Here is an 18,864-nt window from a genome sequence, read left to right as displayed (position 1 = left end):
ACGTTATGCGCCGCGCCTTCTTTGGCCAGTGTGCGCGCCAGGCCCAACAGACCGTGCTTGGCGGTCACATAGGCCGACTTGAGCTTGGATGCTTCGTGCGAGTGCACCGAACCCATGTAGATCACGATGCCGCCGCGATCGTCCTTGTACATGTGCTTGAGCGCAGCCTTGGTGGTGAGAAAGCCGCCATCCAGATGGATCGCGAGCATCTTCTTCCAGTCGGCGAAGCTGAACTGATCGATCGGGTTGATGATCTGCACGCCAGCATTGGAGATCAGGATATCCAGATGACCGAACGCCGCGACCGCCTTGTCGGTGCCGGCATTGACAGCCGCTTCGTCCGTGACATCCATCGCGATGCCGATCGCCTTGCCGCCAGCGGCGACGATCTCGGCAGCGGCCGCATCGGCGGCCTGCTGGTTGATATCGGCAATGGCCACCGCCGCGCCGTTCTTCGCATAGAGCTCGGCAATCGCCTTGCCAAGACCGCTGGCCGCGCCGGTGATCAACGCGACTTTGCCTTCGAGACTCGCCATAAACACTCCTTCGTAAGCTTGGGGGAAAGCGTTATGCCGGCCTTATGAGACCTCTCGCCGCCTATCTCTGCAGGAGCGACTTCAGTCGCGACAAGGCCGTCGGATATGGCCGCTTGTCGCGACTGAAGTCGCTCCTGCAAGGTAGTTGGGTAGTTCGAGGTTTCGTTTAGTCGGCCTTATCGGAAAGATAGGTGTAGCCGGTCAAACCCTTGTTCAATGTCTCGTAGAACCGCTCGGCATCCGCGCCGCCCAGGCCGGCCGCCGCGATGCGGTCGCGGTAACTCTGGCGCATGGCTGCCAGGTCGTAACCGACGTAATCGAGCATCAGATCGGTGGTGTCGCCGCGGCGCTTGTGCGCAAAAACATACGAATCGCCCTCGACGCGCACATTCACCGCATCGGTGTCGCCGAACAGGTTATGGATGTCGCCCAGCGTTTCCTGGTACGCACCGACCATGAAAATGCCCAGCTGATAGCTCTCGCCTTCGCGCAGCGGGTGCAGCGGCAAGCTGACGTCCACACCTTCGGCATCGACATAGTGATCGATGCGACCGTCCGAATCGCAGGTGAGATCGACCAGCACGCCGCGGCGCGTCGGCTGCTCGTCCAGGCGTGCGATCGGCGCGATCGGGAAGATCTGCTCGATGGCCCAGATATCCGGCACGGACTCGAACACCGAAAAGTTGAGGAAATATTTGTCGACCAGCTTTTCGTCGAGTTCGTCGAGCACCTGGCGATGTGCTCGCTCGCCCGGCAACAAGCGCCCACGCACCGCGGTCGCGATCGCGTAGTAGAGGTCGTCCAGATGCGCGCGATCGTCCAGCGCGAGCTGGCCTAACGCATACAGCGACTGGCCCTCGGCCAGGTGATGCTGCGCTTCATGGAACAACTCCAGCGCCGGACGCCGATCGAGTTCCTCGTAGGTTTCGCGCAGGCGGCGCAGCACGCCGGGTTCGTCGTCGCTCGGCGGTGCAATGCGACCGGTGGGAACTTCCTCGACCTCGGTGACGTTGGTAATCAGCACCGCGTGGTGCGCGGTCATCGCACGGCCCGCCTCGGTGATGATATGCGGCGCGTCCAGGTTCTGTTCGGCGCAGACTTCGGCCAACGCCTGCACGATGGTCGCGGCGTACTGCTCCAGCGAATAGTTGATCGAATTGCTGCTGCGCGAGCGCGAGCCTTCGTAATCCACGCCCAACCCACCGCCGACGTCGACGATCTCCAGCGGCACATTTTTGTTGCGCAGTTCGACGAAATAGCGGCTCGCCTCGCGCATGCCCGCCGCGATGTCGCGCACATTGGACATCTGCGAGCCCATATGGAAATGCTGCAGCTTGAGCGTATGCGTGAGGCCTGCCCGCTCCAGTCGTTCGATCAGGGTCAGCACCTGGCTGGGCGACAAGCCGAATTTGCCCTTGTCGCCACCGGTGTTCTGCCACTTGCCGGCACCCAGGGTGGCCAGACGCACACGCACGCCGAGCAGCGGCTCGACATCCAGCGCCTTCGCTTCGGCAAGCACGTGTTCGAGCTCGGACAGTTTCTCGATCACGATGTACACGCGCAGGCCCAACCGGCGACCGATCAGCGCGAGGCGGATGTATTCGCGATCCTTGTAGCCGTTGCAGATAACGATGCTGCCCGGCCGCGCCATCGCCAGGACGGCCATCAGCTCCGGCTTGGAGCCGGCTTCGAGACCGAAGCCTTCCGTGCCCACGGCCGCCAGCTCGCCGGCCACGCCGCGCTGCTGGTTGACCTTGATCGGATAGACGGCCGTATAGCCGCCCGTATAGCTCCATTCCCCGATCGCCTTGGCGAAGGCGCGCTGCAGGCGCGCCAGGCGGTCGGCGAGAATATCGGGGAAACGCACCATCAACGGCAGGCGCAAGCCTTCGGCGCGGGCGCGTTCGACAATGTCCGGCAACGACAGTGCCGGGCCGTTGGCGCCGCGTGGGCGCATGACAATATGCCCGGCATCGTCGACGTCTACATAGCCGTCGCCCCAGTGGGCGATCGCATAAAGGTGACGGGAGGCAGCCGGATTCCAGGGGTTCGCCATGGACTTGAGATCCTTGTGAATACCTACAGAGGATGTCGTCGCAGCGGCGAGCCTTGACGAAGCAACGAGCCCCCACGGCCGGAAGCCTCGCACGCCGCGGGGCCTTAGGGGCTGGTCCAGGCGACAGAAGGAACCTTCGGGGTCGCGCCGGACCGCCATTGTAATAGGCCTCGCGTGACAATGTGGCTGCGGTGCGGCTTTTGCTGCAACCCATGCCGGACCGAGTTCCCGGTACAATGCCTGCCCTTTACCCCACTATTACCGAACGTCAGGGATTTTTCGTCATGTCGCAGCCCAGCTGGTACACCGAGGCGCACCAGGCCTCCGGCTCCTCCATCGGTTTTCGTGTGGAGAAGCTGCTTCATGCGGAAAAATCCGCGTTCCAGACCATCGAGATCTACCAGACCACCGACTGGGGCAACCTGATGGTGATCGATGGCTGCGTCATGCTGACCGGCCGCGATAATTTCCTGTATCACGAAATGATGACGCACCCGGCGCTGTTCACCCATGCGCGCGCCAAGCGCGTGGTGATTATCGGCGGCGGCGATTGCGGCACGCTGCGCGAAGTGCTCAAGCACGAGGAAGTCGAGCACGCCGTGCAGGTGGAAATCGACGAGCGCGTCACGCACCTGGCCGAGCAGTATTTCCCGGAGCTTTGCGAAGCCAATAACGATCCGCGCGCCGAGTTGCTGTTCATCGACGGCATCAAGTACATGGCCGAAGCCGAGCCGGAGTCGCTGGACTTGATCATCGTCGATTCGACCGACCCGATCGGCCCGGCCGAAGGCCTGTTCAACGCCGCTTTCTATACCAGCTGCCACAAGGCCCTGCGGCATGGCGGCATCCTGGTGCAGCAGAGCGAGTCGCCGCTGGCGCATATCGAACTGATCAAGTCGATGCGCGCGGCGATGCGCACGGCCGGCTTCAGCGCGGTCAAGACGCTGCCGTTCCCGCAGCCGTGCTATCCCACCGGCTGGTGGAGCTGCACGATGGCACGCAAGGGCGGCGACCTTTCCGGCTTCCGCGAGCGCGGCGCGGCCAGCAAGAACTTCCCCACGCGTTACTACAACGCCGACGTGCACCGCGGCGCCCTGGCGCAGCCGGAGTTCATGCGCGAGGCGCTGGGCGAATAATCTCGGGCACGCACTCGACAACGAGTGCGACGAGAGCCGTGTACTGCCGTCGCACGGCTCTCCCCTGACACGCTACAGGCCGCACAGCGGCCGACCTCACAGCGTCGGGCAGCGATGCGGCGCCCCCCTCAAAACAACGTGGGCCTGACCCGCGGCAGCAACACCAGCACGAGTGTCGCCAACGGACCGAACACGAGCGACAGCAAAAACCAGATCAGGCCTCTGCGATTCTTGCCTTGTGCCAAACCGGCATTGATCAACGCCAGCGTCCCCCAGCCGGCCACCCAGGGCGCGCGCCCATCGGTGAATAGGACGAACTGATCCACTTGTTATCTCCTGCATCTGCGATGGGCATCGAGCGCCTCGCGACCGGGCCATGCTAACAAGCCTGACCCACGACATTCCCTGCCCGCCATCCCCTGGATCAGGCGAGCTTAAGGATGACGCCGATATTCGCGAATTGCCCCTGTTCAGAACTTCCTCAATCCTGACGGGCTATGCTGGCCGTCTTGTGACAGTTTTATGGAGAAGAACCCTATGCGCGGATGGCGCTACCTGGTTCTGGCCCTGGCCTGCACCGCACCGGCCCTGGCCATGGCCGCAAAACCTGCCGATACCGCCAAGCAGGCGGCAGCCGCCCATGCCCAGGCCATGATCGCCTTCCAGCGCGATCTGGTCAGCGTCGTGGCTCCGCGCGCCGATGCCGCACCCTTGCTGGGCGCGGCTTTGCTGGCCCGCCCGTTGCCGAACCAACCCAAGTACAACGATTTCCACACCCTGATCGAGCGCGCCGCGGCGGTCGAAGGCGCCGGCCCGGAGATCAGCTGGGCACGACTTGGCGACTGCGATGCCAAGGGCGGCGACTGCCCCAATAACGAAGCACTGGCCAAACTGCGCGAGCAGGCAGCCGACAATGCCGCCGTCTGGATGCTGCAGCTGGGCGTCGATCACCATAACGGCAAGGACAAGGACGCCCGCGCGGATCTGGCCCGCGCTGCCGCGGCGAAGCTCTACGATGACTACACCGGTGCCAGCCTCAAAGCCGTAGCCGACGTGGTCAGCGTCTTGCCGCCGCCAGCCGATACGGTCGATCCGTCGATGTCGGCCGGTCCCAGCGGCGTGCAGATGCTGATCGTCTACAGCACGATCAGCACGCTGCCGCAGCCCGGCTTGCAGGCCACCGCAAAAATTTGCGAAAACGCCGCTGCCGATGCTGCGCTCAAGGATGACTGCCTGAAGCTCAGCCGCATTCTGGAGTGGGGTTCGAGCCCGCTGGCCCGCTCGCTCGGTCTGCACATCCGCGAAGTACTGGCCGATGACGACGCCCAGCGCGAAGACGCCAAGCGCCAGCGCCGGAACCTGATCTGGCAGGTGCAAAGCTTTGCCAGGCTGTCCGCACGTGCGCCGACCGACAAAGCCATGGCCCAGCATCTGCTCGCCCTGGCACGTAACGGCGGCACGGAAATGAGCATCGTGCTCGCCGCCATGCGCGATTACTCCATCGCGCTGGAGGCGCCGAAAGAAGAGGCCGCGCCCGCTCCCGCAGGTTCTACCGCCTCCGCGGCGCGCTGAATTCCGCGCGCCTGGCGAAGGCCGGCGCGCGATCCACTGCCGAACATTGCGGCAAGCCCGTTCCCCATTGCGCGCAGCCTGTGTACCCTTCGTCCTACCTTCCGAAGGGAGTGGCGCATGCTTAACGTGCTGGTGGCAAGCAGCAAGGGCGGTTGCGGCAAGAGCACGCTGGTGACCCAGCTGGCCTCGCATTGGGCGCAGGACGGCAAAAACACCGCGATCGTCGATGTCGATCGCCAGCAGTCCAGCCTGCGCTGGGCCGCGCGGCGGCCTGACAACGTCCCGGGCGTACTCGCTGTGGAAGGAAGCCGCAAAGCGGTCGAAAAACTCCCCGAAGATACCCAGCGCGCGCTGATCGACACGCCGGCCGGTTCGCATGAGCGCGAACTGGAGCCTTACATCGAACACGCCAGCGTGCTGCTGGTACCGGTCCTGCCCTCGCCGTTCGACCTGGACGCCACGCTCGATTTCCTTGCCCACCTGAAGGAAATCGCCCGTATCAAGCGCGGCAAGCTACCGGTCGCCCTGGTGGCCAACCGCCTCAAGCCATGGACGCGCGCCAGCCAGGATGCGGTCGACCAGCTCAAGGAACAATCGCCTTTCCCGGTCATTGCCCAACTGCGCGACAGCCAGGCCTATGTCTTGCTCACGGCGTTGGGCAAAGGCATCTTCGATTACAACTCCGAGCAGGTACGTAGCCACCAGGAAGACTGGAAGCCGATCCTGCGCTGGATCAAGCGCCAACAATAAGAATCGTCCGGCCTTGCCCGGCACACGGAGTCACCTATGCACGAATTGATCCTGTTGCGTCACGCCGAAGCCCAGCCGGCCAAAGCCGGCGGAGAAGACCAAGGGCGGCGCTTGAGCGGACGCGGTGAGCAGGAGGCCAAGGCCGCCGGCACCTGGCTGGCCAACCATGGCGTCAAGCCAGATCGCGTACTGTGCTCGCCGTCCGAACGCACCCGCGCCACCGCCACTCTGGCGCTGGCGGCGATGCCGCAGGCCCCCGAGTCGCAGATCGCCGACGAAATCTACGACGCCACCCCGGGCGAGCTGCTCGCTCTGCTCGACCAGCATGACGATGCGGGAACTGTCATGCTCGTCGGTCACAATCCCGGCATCGAACGCTTGGTGGCCTTGTTGGTGGAAGGACGGTCCGACGAATTTCGCGGCATGCCTCCGGCCGGCCTGGCTGTGTTACATCTGCATGGATCGCTCGAGCCGGGCAGTGCCCGACTGGACGCTTTCTGGTCGCCGTAATACCGAACACTTTCCTGCGCAACGTCCTGATCTTCGCTCTTGCAGTCGGTAGCGGTCTGGATGTCGGTAACGCACGCGCCGCCGACTTCCGTATCGATTCGCAGCGTTCGCACGCCGACTTCGGCGTGCGCCTGTTCTGGCTACGACAGATTCGCGGACGCTTCGACCAGATCGGTGGCGAAGTCACCCTGAACCCTCAGCGCGACCTCGCCACCGTCGATGCTCGCATCGACGTCAACAGCGTGCAGATGGATTCGGACCGCTTCCGCCGCTGGGTGCTGGCACCGGAATTCTTCGATGTCGAGCACTACCCGACGATCCACTTCGTTTCCGCACCCGTGGCGGTGGCCAAGCTCGAAGACGGGGGAGATCTCAGCGGCTGGCTCACGGTCCGAGGCGTCACCCAGCCGGCGGTATTCCAGATGCTGCCGGCGCATTGCCGGCTCGACGCCATGCACACTTGCACGATCGAACTGCGCGGCAGCATTCAGCGCAGCGACTTCAACATGAACGGTCACCGTACCGCGTTGTCCGACCGGGTCGACCTGGGGCTGACGATTGAGCTGGATCGCCAAATGCCTTGAGGTCCGAGGCGCCGGCTTCACTGGCAAAGCCTTATATCATGTGCGCATGCGACAGCGCCTTGGCCTCCTTTTCCTTACCGTAGCTTTCGTCAGCCTGCTCTCGGGCTGCAGCCTCTCGCACACACGCATCGCCAAGGCCAGCGAGGTCGTCGCTTCCGACGCCGATACCACGGTGACGTGCGATCGACCCGACCGCTGCGCCAGCCCATCGGCACTGCTCGATGCCGGGCACGAGGCGCTGGCCGAATCGACCGACACCCAACCGATGAATGTGGTCGCCCTGCTGAGCGACAGCGAGCCGGCGATGGTGGCGCGGCTCAACCTGATTCACGGCGCGCAGCGATCGATCGATATCCAGACCTATATCTGGGACCAGGACGATGTCGGCCTGCTGGTACTGAACGAGCTGATTGCAGCGGCGCGCCGGGGCGTCAAAGTGCGCATCCTCGCCGACCAGCTCTCTTCATTCAGCGACGCCGATCTGCTCAGCAAACTGGCCCGCGTGCATAGCAATCTCGAAATACGGCTATACAACCCGACATTCCACAAAGCGCAGACACCCCCCTGGGAATTTGCCGCGAGCCTGGCCTGCTGCTTCCTGAAGTTCAACCAGCGCATGCACAACAAGTTGATCCTGGTCGACAATACGGTAGGCATAACCGGCGGGCGCAACTATCAGGATCGCTATTTCAACTGGGACAACGATTTCGATTACCTCGACCGCGACGTGCTGGTCGGCGGTGCCGCCGCCAAGGCCATGGCGCAGAGCTTCGACCTGTTCTGGAATCACAAGCGCTCCAAGCCATTAGTGCAGTTGCGCGACGTCAACAGCCGGATTCTTGCCAACCCCGGCCCGGTGACCTGGTCAACGCCGCATTACGAGCACCCCATCCGCGTGGCGCGCGCGCTGGAGGAAGCCGACGATGCCGCATGGATCGAGGACAATATCCTCGACGACAGCATGCGCACCGGCCAGGTGGAATACTTCAGCGACCTTCCGGCCAAAACCGAGAAGCCGCAACAACGGGACGCGCGTGAATTTACCGCGCGTGTCATGCGCCTGGTCGGGGGTGCCAAGCGCGAGGTCATCCTGCAGACGCCCTATCTGGTCATGAGCAAGCGCGCGCAGAATATCTTCCTGCGCCTGCGGGAAAGCCAAAATCCGCCGCGCATCGTGGTGTCGACAAACTCCCTCGCCTCCACGGATGCTTTCGCGGTCTATGCGTTGTCGTACAAACATCGCAAGCGGTATTTGAAGAACTATGGCTTCGAGATCTATGAAATGAAGCCGCACGCACAATTAGCGGTCGAGGCCAACACCGAGGCGGCCAGCGACGACGGCCAACCGATTTCGACGCCAGCGACCGGCAAGGCAGGTAAAAACGGAAAGGCTGTGCGCCGCCGCTCGCTGATCCGCAATACCGAAAGCCGTGCCCTGCTCGGCAGCTCAAGCAGCAACCGGCCGGCGCCGATTTCCAGCGAAGGCCGACGCTTCGGCCTGCATGCGAAATCCATCGTAGTGGACGACAACTTCGCCATGGTCGGTTCGCACAACTTCGACCCGCGCTCGGATCACTACAACACCGAGGCCGGCGTGATCGTCTACGACCGCCGCTTTGCCGAGGAGCTGCGCGGCGACATCCTGGCGGACACTCAGCCGGAAAATGCCTGGGTAATCGCTCCACGCAAACCGACGATCCCGGTGCTGGGCGAAATCAGCGGGACGCTCAGCGATATCTCCGAAAGCCTGCCTTTATTCGACCTGTGGCCTTATCGCTATGCCACCAGCTACGACCTCAAGGCCGGCTGCACGCCCATGCGCCCCACCGACCCTGGCTTCTTCGCCTGCTACGAGCCGGTCGGCGACTTCCCCGATGTGGCGTTGTCGGGAAAGCTGATCTATACGCGGTTGATTACGGCGTTCGGGGCTGGGGTGCAGGGGGTGCTGTGAGACGAGGAATGAATAAAGAGGAGTGATTGAGGGAGCGCGGGTTACGCATCCCTGCCACTCGCTTCTTACCGCTCCAGGATCGCCGTCACGCCCATGCCGCCAGCGGTGCAGATCGAAATCAGCCCGCGGCCCGACCCCTTCTGCTCGAGCATCTTTGCCAGCGTGGCGACGATGCGGGCACCGGTGGCGGCGAAAGGATGGCCGACGGCGAGGCTGGAGCCATGGATATTCAGCTTGGCCGGATCGATCGAGCCGAACGGCGCATCCAGGCCCAGGCGGTTCTTGCAGTAATCGGCCGATTCCCAGGCGCGCAGCGTGCACAACACCTGGGCGGCGAAGGCTTCGTGGATCTCGTAGAAATCGAAATCCTGCAGGGTCAGGCCATGGCGCTTCAGCATGCGCGGCACGGCGATGGTCGGCGCCATCAGCAGGCCTTCGCCGTGGACAAAATCCACCGCGGCCACTTCGGCATCGCGCAGGTAAGCCTGGATCTTCAGGCCGCGCGCGGCGGCCCAGCTCTCCGACCCCAGCAACACCGCCGCGGCGCCATCGGACAGGCCGGTGGAATTACCGGCAGTCAGCGTGCCGTGGCCGGAGGTCTTGTCGAACGCCGGGCGCAGCGTGCCCAGCTTCTCCAGGGTCGAATCCGGACGCAGGAAGCCATCGCGCTTAAGACCGCGGAACGGCACCACCAGATCGTCGAAGAAACCGGCATCGTAGGCAGCGGCCAGCTTGCGATGGCTATCGAGCGCCAGCTGATCCTGCGCCTGGCGGGTGATATGCCATTCGCGCGCCATCAGTTCGCAGTGGTCGCCCATGGACTTGCCGGTACGCGGCTCGGCCACGCCCGGGAACGCCGGCTTGAGCTCCTTGAAGGAAAACCCGCGCGTGGCTGCGCGCAGCTTGTCCTGGACACTCTTGGCGCGGTTGACCGCCAGCAGGCGCTTGCGCAGCCGCTCGCTGAACACGATCGGCACGTCGCTGGTGGTATCCGAGCCGCCGGCAATGCCCGCCTCGATCTGCCCGGCGGCGATCTTGTTGGCGATGATGATCGCGTTGTCCAGCGAGGTACCGCAGGCTCGCGCCGTGGTGATGCCCGGCGTGGTCGGGGCAAGGCCGGAGGACAGCAGCGCTTCGCGGGCCAGGTTCCACTCGGAGGAGTGCTTGATCACCGCCCCCATGGCCACCTCGCCCAGCTCGACGCCGTGCAGGCCAAAGCGTTCGACCAGGGCACCCAAGACCTTGACCGACATACCGAAATTGCCGACATCGGCGTACGCCGTGTTGTTACGGCAGAAGGGAATGCGTACACCGCCGATGACGCCGACGCGCTTTTGCGTGTTTTCCATGTACGGAACAGTCCGACCTAACACTGATTGTTAAGGCTAACCCGCTAGGGCGCTTGGCGGAAGCCCAAAACCGCCCAATGCTAGAATTCCGGTTCTTTGCTGTTGGGAAACCTCAAGTGGAAGTCCAAACCACGGTGGCCCTGCCGATCGTGCTGGCAGTGGAGCTTTCGCCCGGCGAAACGCCCACGCAGCTTGCCTTGACCCGCGACGAGGCGGCCGAGCTGGCCGCGCATGTCGCCAGCGACCTCCACGCCCTGCTGCCCCAGGTAGACCAGGCCCGTCTGGCGCTGGCGGGCGGGCTGTTCGACGCGGTGGAGCTGCTGCGCCCAGGCTTTCCTGTCTGGGCCACGCTCGACGAGCTGGCCCGCCGGGTACCGCGTGGACATCTGGAAAACGTGGTCGCCTTTGGCAGCCATGAAGGCCGCATGCCCGCCCAGCCACTCGAGCCCGATCCGACCTACGCGGACGGCCCGATGCGCTACATCCCGATCAGCCTGCTCGCGCCCGAACCGCTGGCCACCGAGCTGGCGGAGCAGTTGGAAATCGAACTGGTCGGTCGCGGAGAGGCGGGCCAGCGCACCAGCGATGCCTTGATGCGTCGTCTTGGCGTGCAGTTGGAACACGTGCGCTACTTGAGCCGCAACGACGTACTCGCGCTGACCTGCGTGCAATACGAGCACGTCAATCTGGCACCGCTGTGGATGCTGCTGGAAGCCGCGCTGCTCACGCCGTATCGCGAAGAATCCACCCTGAGCGCGCGCGGCCTGCCGCTGCGCTACGCCGAGGGCAAGGTGTTCGCCCAATCGCCGGCCGCGTGGTTGGCGGCGCAAGCCGGGGAAGCGACACAACGCACGCACGACCTGGCAGGCATCGTGTTCGAGCTGCGTCAGTATGCGGCGCTGCTCGCTGCGCACGGCCTGGCGGTGCGGCTGGAAGGCGAGCGAATCGATGCGATCGAGGGCGGCTTGCTCGAGCAGCTCGCCGATGCCGATCCCGGCTTCGATCCGCCGACCCTGGTGGCTCATGAAGCCCCGGGCCTGGGCGTCATCGCATTGACCGTCGCCCAGCGTGGCGACGGCGGCGCGGCTCGCGCGCTGGCCCATGGTTATCCGTTGGCGCCGCAATCGCTGGGGCCGTTGATCGCCCTGCTGGCCGAACGCTACGGCATCGCGCCGGATCTGCACGCGCTGGGGCGGGTGGTTCTGGACGCGCAGGGGCGGTTGAGTGCTCCTGCGACGCCGTTGCATTGATTGCGCACAGTCTCGCTTGGGGCGAGTAACAAGTATTCGCTTCGAGTGCTCCCCCTCACCCCAGCCCTCTCCCCCGGCAAGCCAGGGGAGAGGGTTGGGGTGAGGGGGCAGCTCCTCAGTCCCCCGCCCGCACAAACTCATCCTCATACATAAAGTAGTGACACCGCTCCATCCCAAGCCCACCGTACGTCGCCTGGGCCCGCGCATTCTCGGTCTCCACATAAAGCCGCAGCCCCACGGCCCCAGCCGCCTGCGCTCGCTGCTTCACATCCTGATATAGCGCGCTGAACACACCGCGCCGCCGCGCGGCTTCGGTGACGTAAACACTCTGGATCCACCAAAAGTCCCCGCAGCGCCAATCGCTCCATTCGTAAGTCACCATCAGGCAACCCACAGGCGTACCTCGATCCTCGGCCACCAGATAAAACCCGCGACGCGGCTCATCGAAGATCGCCTGCACGCCGCGCGACAACGTCGCCGGATCCAGACGCTTGGCTTCCGTCTCCCAAGCCATCGCCCCATTCCACTCTGCAATAGCGACGTGATCGCTGCGCTCGGCAGCGCGAACGGTAATCGTGCTCACGGTGTTTCCTATCGTTACGACGGTCGCCGCGTGCGCGACGCGCCGAGTTTGCGGGTCAAGGTATTGCGGCCCACGCCCAGCGCCGCCGCCGCGTGCTGTCGATGGCCGTCATGCGCGGCCAGCGCCGCTTCAAGCAAGGTACGATCCAACGCTTCGCGCGCGCGACCATGGATATCGTGCTCGCCGCCGGCAAGCGCCTGCTCGACCCATTCGCGCAGACCGTCGGTCCAGTCGTTGCGTGCAGGCGCGCTCGAATCGGTCAGGTCTGCCGGCAGGATTTCCGCACCCGGCGCGATCACCGTCAGGCGCCGGCACAGATTCTCCAGCTCACGCACATTGCCGGGAAAATCGCGTTGCTCGATCAGCTTCAATGCCGCGCGCGCGATGCGCTTGGGCGGCAACTTCAGTTCCTTCGCCGCCGCATCGATGAAATGACGCGCCAGCAACGGAATATCGCTGCGCCGCGCACGCAGCGGCGGCAAAGCGATGCGAACGACATCCAGGCGGTGCTTGAGGTCCGCACGGAATTGGCCCACGGCAACCCGCGCGTCCAGATCCTGATGCGTGGCCGCGACGATACGCACATTGCAACGGATCAGCTCACGCCCGCCGACACGATAAAACTCGCCACCGGCGAGCACGCGCAGCAACCGCGTCTGCAAGCCCAGCGGCATGTCGCCGATCTCGTCGAGAAACAGCGTGCCGCCCTCGGCCTGCTCGAAACGACCTGCATGACGGCGTGCGGCGCCGGTAAACGCACCGGCCTCGTGACCGAAGAGCTCGCTCTCCAGCAACTCACTGGGAATCGCCGCCGTATTGAGCGCCACAAACGGACGATCGCGGCGTGCGCTTTCCTCGTGCAACGCACGCGCAACCAGCTCCTTGCCGGTACCCGTTTCGCCGGTGATCAGCACATTCAGATCGCTCGCGGCGACACGTCCGATCAAGCGGAAGACCTCGCGCATCGCCGGGCTCTCGCCCAGCAATGCATGCGCCGGCGCCGGAGTTGGCTCGCTCGCCACCGACGACAACGACGCCTGCGCTAACGCGCGTTGAACGGCCGTCACAGCCTGATCCAGATCGAACGGCTTGGCGATGTAATCGACTGCCCCGGCACGGTAAGCCGCCGCCGTGGTCGCCACATCGGTAAACGCACTCATCACGATCACCGGACCGATGCCGCGCGCGTGCAGATCCGACAAAAGCTCCAGGCCGTCTTCGCCAGGCATGCGCACATCGGTCAACAAGACAGCTGGACGGGATTCGCCAAGCGCGTCGCGCACACTGGCGGCATCGCTGAACTCGCGCACGGCGTGACCGGCATCGCGCAAGGCCTCGGCCAGCACAAAGCGCACGCCGCGATCGTCGTCGGCGATCCATATCTCATGATTCATCGTCAATTCCTCGCACGCGCTCATTCATGCGTGCGTTCCAGCGGCAAGTACAAGCTAAAGACCGTTTCGCCCGGACGGCTGGTGTAGCGCAACTCGCCGCCATGATCCCGGGCGATCTCGCGCGACAACGCCAAGCCCAGCCCACTGCCATCGCTGCGTCCTGACACCAGGGGCTCGAACAAGGTCTCGCGCAGATCGGCCGGCACACCCGGACCGTCATCGATCACATCCACCCGCAACGCGGTGCGCAAGCTGCGTTCACCCACACGCACGCCGTGCTCGACACGCGTGCGCAGTGCCAGCGTCTTCGCACCGGCCTCGATCGCATTGCGCGCCAGGTTCAACAGCAATTGCTGCAAGCGATCGGCATCGCCGAGCACATCGGGCAAGCTGGGATCGTAGTCATGGCGCAGGCGAATCGGCATGGGCTCGGCCTGCAACAAATCGCACAAGCGCTCGAGCCGTTCATGGATATTCACCGGCGCCAGCTTGGGCGCGCCGTCATGATTCAACAGACGATTGGCCAAGGCCGCCAGCCGATCGGCCTCGGCGATCACCATGCCAGCCAACGCCTGTAGATCCTCATCATGCACACGGCGCTGCAACAGCTGCGCCGCCCCGCGCAAACCGGCCAGTGGGTTCTTCACTTCATGCGCAAAGCCGCGCAGAGTGGCCGACAACGGCGACGAGGTCGCGGTTGCCTTGGTCAGCGCATGGACCTCGATGGAAAGCCGCTCCGGCCCGAGCGCCTGGAGATTGAGATCCACGATCGTCTCGCTGCCTCGCGCAGAGGCCAGCACCACCCCGCGAAACTGCATCCCCCCCTGCTCGGCCAGCACCCGCTCCGCATGCTCCAGCCAGGACGGCTCATGCAACAGCAACCCCAGCGGCTGCCCCACCGCGCTGCGCGGCCCGATATCCAGCAGTTCGGCCAGCGCCGGATTGACCCACTCAACGCGCAACCCGGCATCGACCAAGGCCAAGCCCGTGGTCATCTGTTCCGCCCAGTTACGCCAAGCTATCAGCTCCATGCCCCAATCATGGGCAATGCGCTTGTTTGGTGCAATGTTTGGCCCCCTTACTTCTTCCAGATGCAGGCGCTCATATCGGTGTATTGACACGAATATTAAATTAATTTAATTTATTTCTTGCCGCTAGATCCATTCTAGAGAGGACGACATGGACATTTTTGGCAAGAAAACTCAGGACCTGCTAAGCAAAGCCCAAAGTCTGCTGCAACAAGCCCAAGATGAAATGGCGAGAGACCTAGCAGAGCTGAGGGGAAAGCAGGAGGTCACAGAGACGCGTCTCGCAAAACTGGAAAGACAGCAGGACGAATCAGCCCAGAAGATTCAAGGCTTGCAGCAGTCGCTGGACGAGATAAGAGATAGCGCAATTCGGGGCGAAGTTGCGAGCGGGCAAAAAACCAAAGACGTTGCAGCAAAATTTGGCCTGACATCTGCGCGGGTTTCGCAGATCGCGCCACGTCGACGCTACAACAATGGTTGACCTAATCAATAAGCAAGCCTCATCAAAGAACAGAGCAACCTTAGTACATTCTCTACAATCGGACGCGCACGGATGTGTTCTTCGTTATGAAGACTACGATAGTTATCTCCTATTTTGAAGTAGACGACGATGGAGCGACGTTATTAGGACAAGAGACGCATGAAGATATTTCCTCTGCTTTGCTGCCAGGACAACATCATGCACGAGTCTTTTTCGTCAAAGAGTTCGCAGGACTTTCTCATCGACGCTGGGAGGTACTACATGTGACGTGTCTTGGGCCGCAGGGAGCTGAGCCCGCTCGTTTCCAAGTGTATCTCTACCGCATTTTCTCTCAAACCCAAGAGGTCTACTTTAAACAAAGCAAACAACAGCCAGGCGCACAACGTTATTTGCGGAAGGGAACTTTGGTTGAGGTCGATTACGGACACGTTCCCAGCTTAGCGACCGAGCAGGGTACTCGTCGCGAAGTTGATGGTTACAATGACACGAGACAACATGGGGAAATGCACAAAAGGCGACTGGCCGTGGTTGTCAACATGACGCCTAACGCTGTTCAAGTGGTACCGGCCACCTCGGTCTTTCCTCAAAACGGAGGCAAAACGTTCTTCGAAATCGATCCTGGGACGCTGGCTAGGCTTTCATTTTACGGCTCATCGAAAAAGCAAAGCTGGGTCATCTGCTCCATGATCGAAACAGTGTCATTCGCTCGGATTTTGCCACCCGAATCCTTGTACACGGAGCGTGGCGTGAAAAAATCCGGTCGATCCGTCCAGTATCCAGTCGCTCTATCGAGCCGCGAAACGAAGCTACTGGATGATGCCCTCTTGCATTCGGTAGGCGTAACTGACTACGCGGCGACGAAAGCACGGGTGGCAAATCTTTATCCTCAGCTCCGTAGAGTTGAGGCTTTGGAAGCCCAAGTTGTGGCTCTCAGGCTTCAGACTCAGGTTCACACAGAACTCGAAGAAGAGTTTCGAGTGCTTCGAGAAGTTGCGGAAGCCCTAGCTAACCGGGCTGGCCTTCGACTGGAGCAAGAAATTAAAGAACACATGGAAATCAAAGAGTTACTTGCGGCTAATCATCAAGCCAGTTGACCACGGCTAGTTACGCGCGTACATTCTGTGGCAAAGGTGAGACGGGATGGAGCAGTACCGCCCCCTCGCGACGGCCTCAAAAGGCCCTACTGCAAAGACCAAACAAGAAAGCCGCCGCAAGGCGGCTTTTTTTGGCGTTTCAGCAAGGCCTGCTCTCACATCAATAGTTCCTGACACTATCTTGTCACCGTGGTGCGCACAGATGTCGCGCAACGACGCTTCTGCTGCGGCATTTCGGATAGGTTTGGGACATCCATTCAGTGCGACACCGGCCAGCACCCGTATTCAGTCTCGTTAGTGGGTGGCCCTATATGCCCCCCCCCCGGCCGCTCAGCCGCAACTTCACCGCAACCAAGACCTTTTGGTCGAGCCCTTGAGCGTGTCTTAAACCCGCTTGACGATAATTCACCCCTGGCTGCCTACTTACCGCAGGGGCCATGAAGGTTAGGGGGAAGCACGATGGCAGTGCACAAGCGCTATTACGCCGCCGCAGCTATGGAGGTCGCCTCTGGTGTCATGGACCAAGCGCTTTGGATCAAAGCCCGAGTTGAGGCGGGGAACGATGAGGACGCCCAGCGCCTGTACTTGCAATTACGTGCCGAGGAACTCTCCCGAGAAGGTATCAAGGACCAAGCCAAAGGCTTAGTCAAGCAAGGCATGTCGGTATGGCACGGCAAGCCCACCTCCGAAAATCCAGCGCCTCGCCACGACGGTGTCCTAGCCCGTCTGGTGGGCAGTGCGATCATCCTCGTGGTTGGCGGGTTTGTGCTCACCCTATTCAACCAGAACAAGTCGACCGGGACGCGCAACGTCGGTATACCTAAATCGGCGGGACCGACCGATACGAAGTATTTCTATAAGCAGCCCTTGGACTTTGATGGGGTGGTGCTTGGGCGCCCAAACGTCAACGTTTATCAGCGGTGGCCAGACATTACTTGTAGGACCTTTGAAAAACCTGGTTACATCTGCGAGGGCGGCTTGAACGTGATGAAAGTGGCCGGCGTCGAGGTCACTGGCCCATTCAAGGTCTTAGTGGACCCCACTGGAATCGTAAAGGTTGGCTTTGTCATTACGCAGCAGGAATCCCTCGCGTCGCTCAAAGAGCGCTACGACTTCGTTCTGGGGCCAGGCACTTGGCAAGCTCACAGTCCCACCGATGACCAGCCCGGCTGGGTTTGGCAACGCGATGGCGAGGAACTTCTGTTGCAGGATTTGACCTCCACCGACGGGGGAATTCTGGTCGGAGTCAGAGATCAATAGACTTTGCGAGAGGAGGAGTGGGGATATCCACGATTGCCAAACCCCGCGGGGCGTGTATGTGATGCTGACTGCCAGACCTGTACGAGAGAGGACGTTCATTGCCAAGCCGGTGCGCGTGCTCAGACCAATTTATGAGTGGCCCCATTTGCCCTTTCCATTTGCCTTCATTCCCAGGTGAATGGCTTGAGTAGCTTTGGCGGCGGCACCGATCGCCGCGGAAAGCGCGCACGGACGCGGCGGGAGACTTCACCGAGCGCGTCGGTACGCGGCAGTGCGCGCTCGATCAGCCAGGCCGCACTTTCACGGTCGGCGCGACTCTGGAGCCGGTCGCCGCCAGGCGCGTGCTGCTTTGCATCGGTGCCCTGAAGTGCCGCTGTCCAGCCCGCCTCGGCTCCAGCCGGATCGATCCCCGCCATGATCCGCTGAAACGCCACCGGCGCAAGCTGCCAAGTGAGCCGCAGGAAAAGTAACGGCTCGTCGAAGAAGGGCTGGGACTTGCGGCCCAGTTGTTGGCTTGCGACGGCGACATGCGGTGCGATCATGGTTGCGATTAGCTCGGGGTGGGAAATGACGAGCTGTGCAACGACCGAAGCGCTCATCCGCCAGTGGAAATGGCCATAAGCAGCTAGGCCAACCGTCTTGCCGGCCTCGACCTGACGAGCCGCGGCATCAGGTGCCAGCATCGCGAGACGCACCGACAGCGGCTCCATGCCATCGAGATGCGTCGCGATCATCGCGCGGATCGGCGCCTTGGCCGAGGGGGCCCGGAAGCAGACCTGGAGGAACATCTCGATCTCATGATACATCGTGCCCCAGGCGTCGCCGATCGTCCGGTCGATCTGGACCCAGTCGATGTGAGCGATAGTCGCCGCGAACTGGCGCTTGGAGACGCCGCCGACAAAATCTAGCAGCCATGACGCGGGCTGGAAATCGCGGCGAGTGATCGCGGAGATCTGCGCGGCGAGTCCCTCCGGCGTCCAGTTCGCCGCGAGCTTTGCCGCGACAGCTCGCATCCGCGCGGTCGGGCCTTTTTTGCCCGCATAGATGCCGAGCACGTCCGACAGCCGCAGTGCATGCCACACCATGTCGTGGAGTTCGTGAAAGCTGTGAAAGGGCCGGGCACGCAATTCGTCGCCGATTGCAGGGAGCAGCGCCTCGATGAGGTCGAGGCCGAACGCTTCGTCGTCCCGGGTAAAAAGTACGCAAAAGCTTCCAGCGGCGGAGAGATAATGGCCGCGCGGCCAGACCCGCATCGTCGCGAGGCAGTCGTCCCGAGCAATCGCGGTGAGGTATCGTGCCCGCCAGTCGTCGGGACGATGGCGCATGCATG

At 62.7% G+C, this 18,864-nt stretch carries 18 protein-coding genes; 10 read left to right on the top strand and 8 right to left on the bottom strand.

The window, feature by feature from the left end:
* Both VIM98_RS06215 and speA read right to left on the bottom strand, forming a co-directional pair.
* Positions 1–536: SDR family NAD(P)-dependent oxidoreductase (locus VIM98_RS06215; RefSeq protein ID WP_331992230.1), on the bottom strand; the 536-nt coding region annotated here is incomplete at its 3' end.
* A 166-nt stretch (positions 537–702) separates the two neighbouring features.
* A complete protein-coding gene (speA, locus tag VIM98_RS06210; protein ID WP_331992229.1) occupies positions 703–2,592 on the bottom strand; it encodes a biosynthetic arginine decarboxylase in 1,890 nt (629 codons plus the stop codon).
* Positions 2,593–2,876: 284 nt separating this feature from the next.
* On the opposite strand from speA, the gene speE reads away from it, so the two are divergent.
* Positions 2,877–3,728: a polyamine aminopropyltransferase gene (gene speE, locus VIM98_RS06205; RefSeq protein ID WP_331992228.1), complete on the top strand. Its 852-nt coding sequence runs from the start codon at positions 2,877–2,879 to the stop codon at positions 3,726–3,728.
* A gap of 128 nt (positions 3,729–3,856) precedes the next feature.
* Here the strand turns inward: speE and VIM98_RS06200 are convergent, their stop codons facing one another.
* Positions 3,857–4,054, bottom strand: a complete 198-nt coding sequence (locus VIM98_RS06200; RefSeq protein WP_331992227.1) for an antitermination protein NusB — start codon at positions 4,052–4,054, stop codon at positions 3,857–3,859.
* A gap of 211 nt (positions 4,055–4,265) precedes the next feature.
* Between VIM98_RS06200 and VIM98_RS06195 the strand changes: the two genes are divergently transcribed.
* From VIM98_RS06195 to VIM98_RS06175, 5 genes are all read left to right on the top strand, one after another.
* Positions 4,266–5,300, top strand: a complete 1,035-nt coding sequence (locus tag VIM98_RS06195) for a hypothetical protein (RefSeq protein ID WP_331992226.1) — start codon at positions 4,266–4,268, stop codon at positions 5,298–5,300.
* Between the two features lie 117 nt (positions 5,301–5,417).
* Positions 5,418–6,050 (top strand): ParA family protein, encoded by a 633-nt coding sequence (locus VIM98_RS06190; RefSeq protein WP_331992225.1) that lies wholly within the window; start codon positions 5,418–5,420, stop codon positions 6,048–6,050.
* A gap of 36 nt (positions 6,051–6,086) precedes the next feature.
* Positions 6,087–6,560 (top strand): SixA phosphatase family protein, encoded by a 474-nt coding sequence (locus VIM98_RS06185; RefSeq protein WP_331992224.1) that lies wholly within the window; start codon positions 6,087–6,089, stop codon positions 6,558–6,560.
* A gap of 14 nt (positions 6,561–6,574) precedes the next feature.
* A complete protein-coding gene (locus VIM98_RS06180; RefSeq protein ID WP_331992231.1) occupies positions 6,575–7,144 on the top strand; it encodes a YceI family protein in 570 nt (189 codons plus the stop codon).
* Between the two features lie 46 nt (positions 7,145–7,190).
* A complete protein-coding gene (locus tag VIM98_RS06175) occupies positions 7,191–9,095 on the top strand; it encodes a phospholipase D family protein (RefSeq protein ID WP_331992223.1) in 1,905 nt (634 codons plus the stop codon).
* 65 nt (positions 9,096–9,160) lie between these two features.
* On the opposite strand, the gene VIM98_RS06170 is transcribed toward VIM98_RS06175, so the two are convergent.
* Complete coding sequence (locus tag VIM98_RS06170; RefSeq protein WP_331992222.1) at positions 9,161–10,444, bottom strand: acetyl-CoA C-acetyltransferase; 1,284 nt, start codon at positions 10,442–10,444, stop codon at positions 9,161–9,163.
* A 116-nt stretch (positions 10,445–10,560) separates the two neighbouring features.
* Here VIM98_RS06170 and VIM98_RS06165 point away from each other — a divergent pair, with 116 nt between their 5' ends.
* A complete protein-coding gene (locus tag VIM98_RS06165; protein WP_331992221.1) occupies positions 10,561–11,694 on the top strand; it encodes a hypothetical protein in 1,134 nt (377 codons plus the stop codon).
* Between the two features lie 115 nt (positions 11,695–11,809).
* Here VIM98_RS06165 and VIM98_RS06160 read toward each other — a convergent pair whose 3' ends face one another.
* The 3 genes from VIM98_RS06160 to VIM98_RS06150 are packed head-to-tail and all read right to left on the bottom strand — an operon-like array spanning position 11,810 to position 14,702.
* On the bottom strand, positions 11,810–12,277 hold the full coding sequence (locus VIM98_RS06160; protein ID WP_331992220.1) for a GNAT family N-acetyltransferase: 468 nt from the start codon (positions 12,275–12,277) through the stop codon (positions 11,810–11,812).
* A gap of 14 nt (positions 12,278–12,291) precedes the next feature.
* The gene (gene ntrC / locus VIM98_RS06155; protein WP_331992219.1) at positions 12,292–13,671 is read right to left on the bottom strand and encodes a nitrogen regulation protein NR(I); all 1,380 of its coding nucleotides are present in this window, start codon (positions 13,669–13,671) and stop codon (positions 12,292–12,294) included.
* Positions 13,672–13,691: 20 nt separating this feature from the next.
* Positions 13,692–14,702 carry a two-component system sensor histidine kinase NtrB gene (locus VIM98_RS06150; RefSeq protein WP_331992218.1) on the bottom strand — a complete coding sequence of 337 codons (1,011 nt, stop codon included), beginning with the start codon at positions 14,700–14,702 and terminating at the stop codon, positions 13,692–13,694.
* 148 nt (positions 14,703–14,850) lie between these two features.
* Here VIM98_RS06150 and VIM98_RS06145 point away from each other — a divergent pair, with 148 nt between their 5' ends.
* From VIM98_RS06145 to VIM98_RS06135, 3 genes are all read left to right on the top strand, one after another.
* Positions 14,851–15,180 (top strand): hypothetical protein, encoded by a 330-nt coding sequence (locus VIM98_RS06145; protein ID WP_331992217.1) that lies wholly within the window; start codon positions 14,851–14,853, stop codon positions 15,178–15,180.
* Between the two features lie 86 nt (positions 15,181–15,266).
* Entirely contained in the window at positions 15,267–16,274 is a 1,008-nt protein-coding gene (locus VIM98_RS06140) for a hypothetical protein (RefSeq protein ID WP_331992216.1), read from the top strand.
* A 459-nt stretch (positions 16,275–16,733) separates the two neighbouring features.
* Positions 16,734–17,534, top strand: a complete 801-nt coding sequence (locus VIM98_RS06135) for a hypothetical protein (RefSeq protein ID WP_331992215.1) — start codon at positions 16,734–16,736, stop codon at positions 17,532–17,534.
* Between the two features lie 164 nt (positions 17,535–17,698).
* Here the strand turns inward: VIM98_RS06135 and VIM98_RS06130 are convergent.
* A partial coding sequence (locus VIM98_RS06130) for a hypothetical protein (protein ID WP_331992214.1) occupies positions 17,699–18,864 on the bottom strand: 1,166 nt, incomplete at its 5' end.

It is taken from the genome of Dyella sp. (assembly GCF_036568765.1).
Taxonomy (GTDB): domain Bacteria; phylum Pseudomonadota; class Gammaproteobacteria; order Xanthomonadales; family Rhodanobacteraceae; genus GSA-30.
Note: the sequence above shows the minus strand (reverse complement) of the source record. Positions and strands in the feature narration are given on the sequence as shown.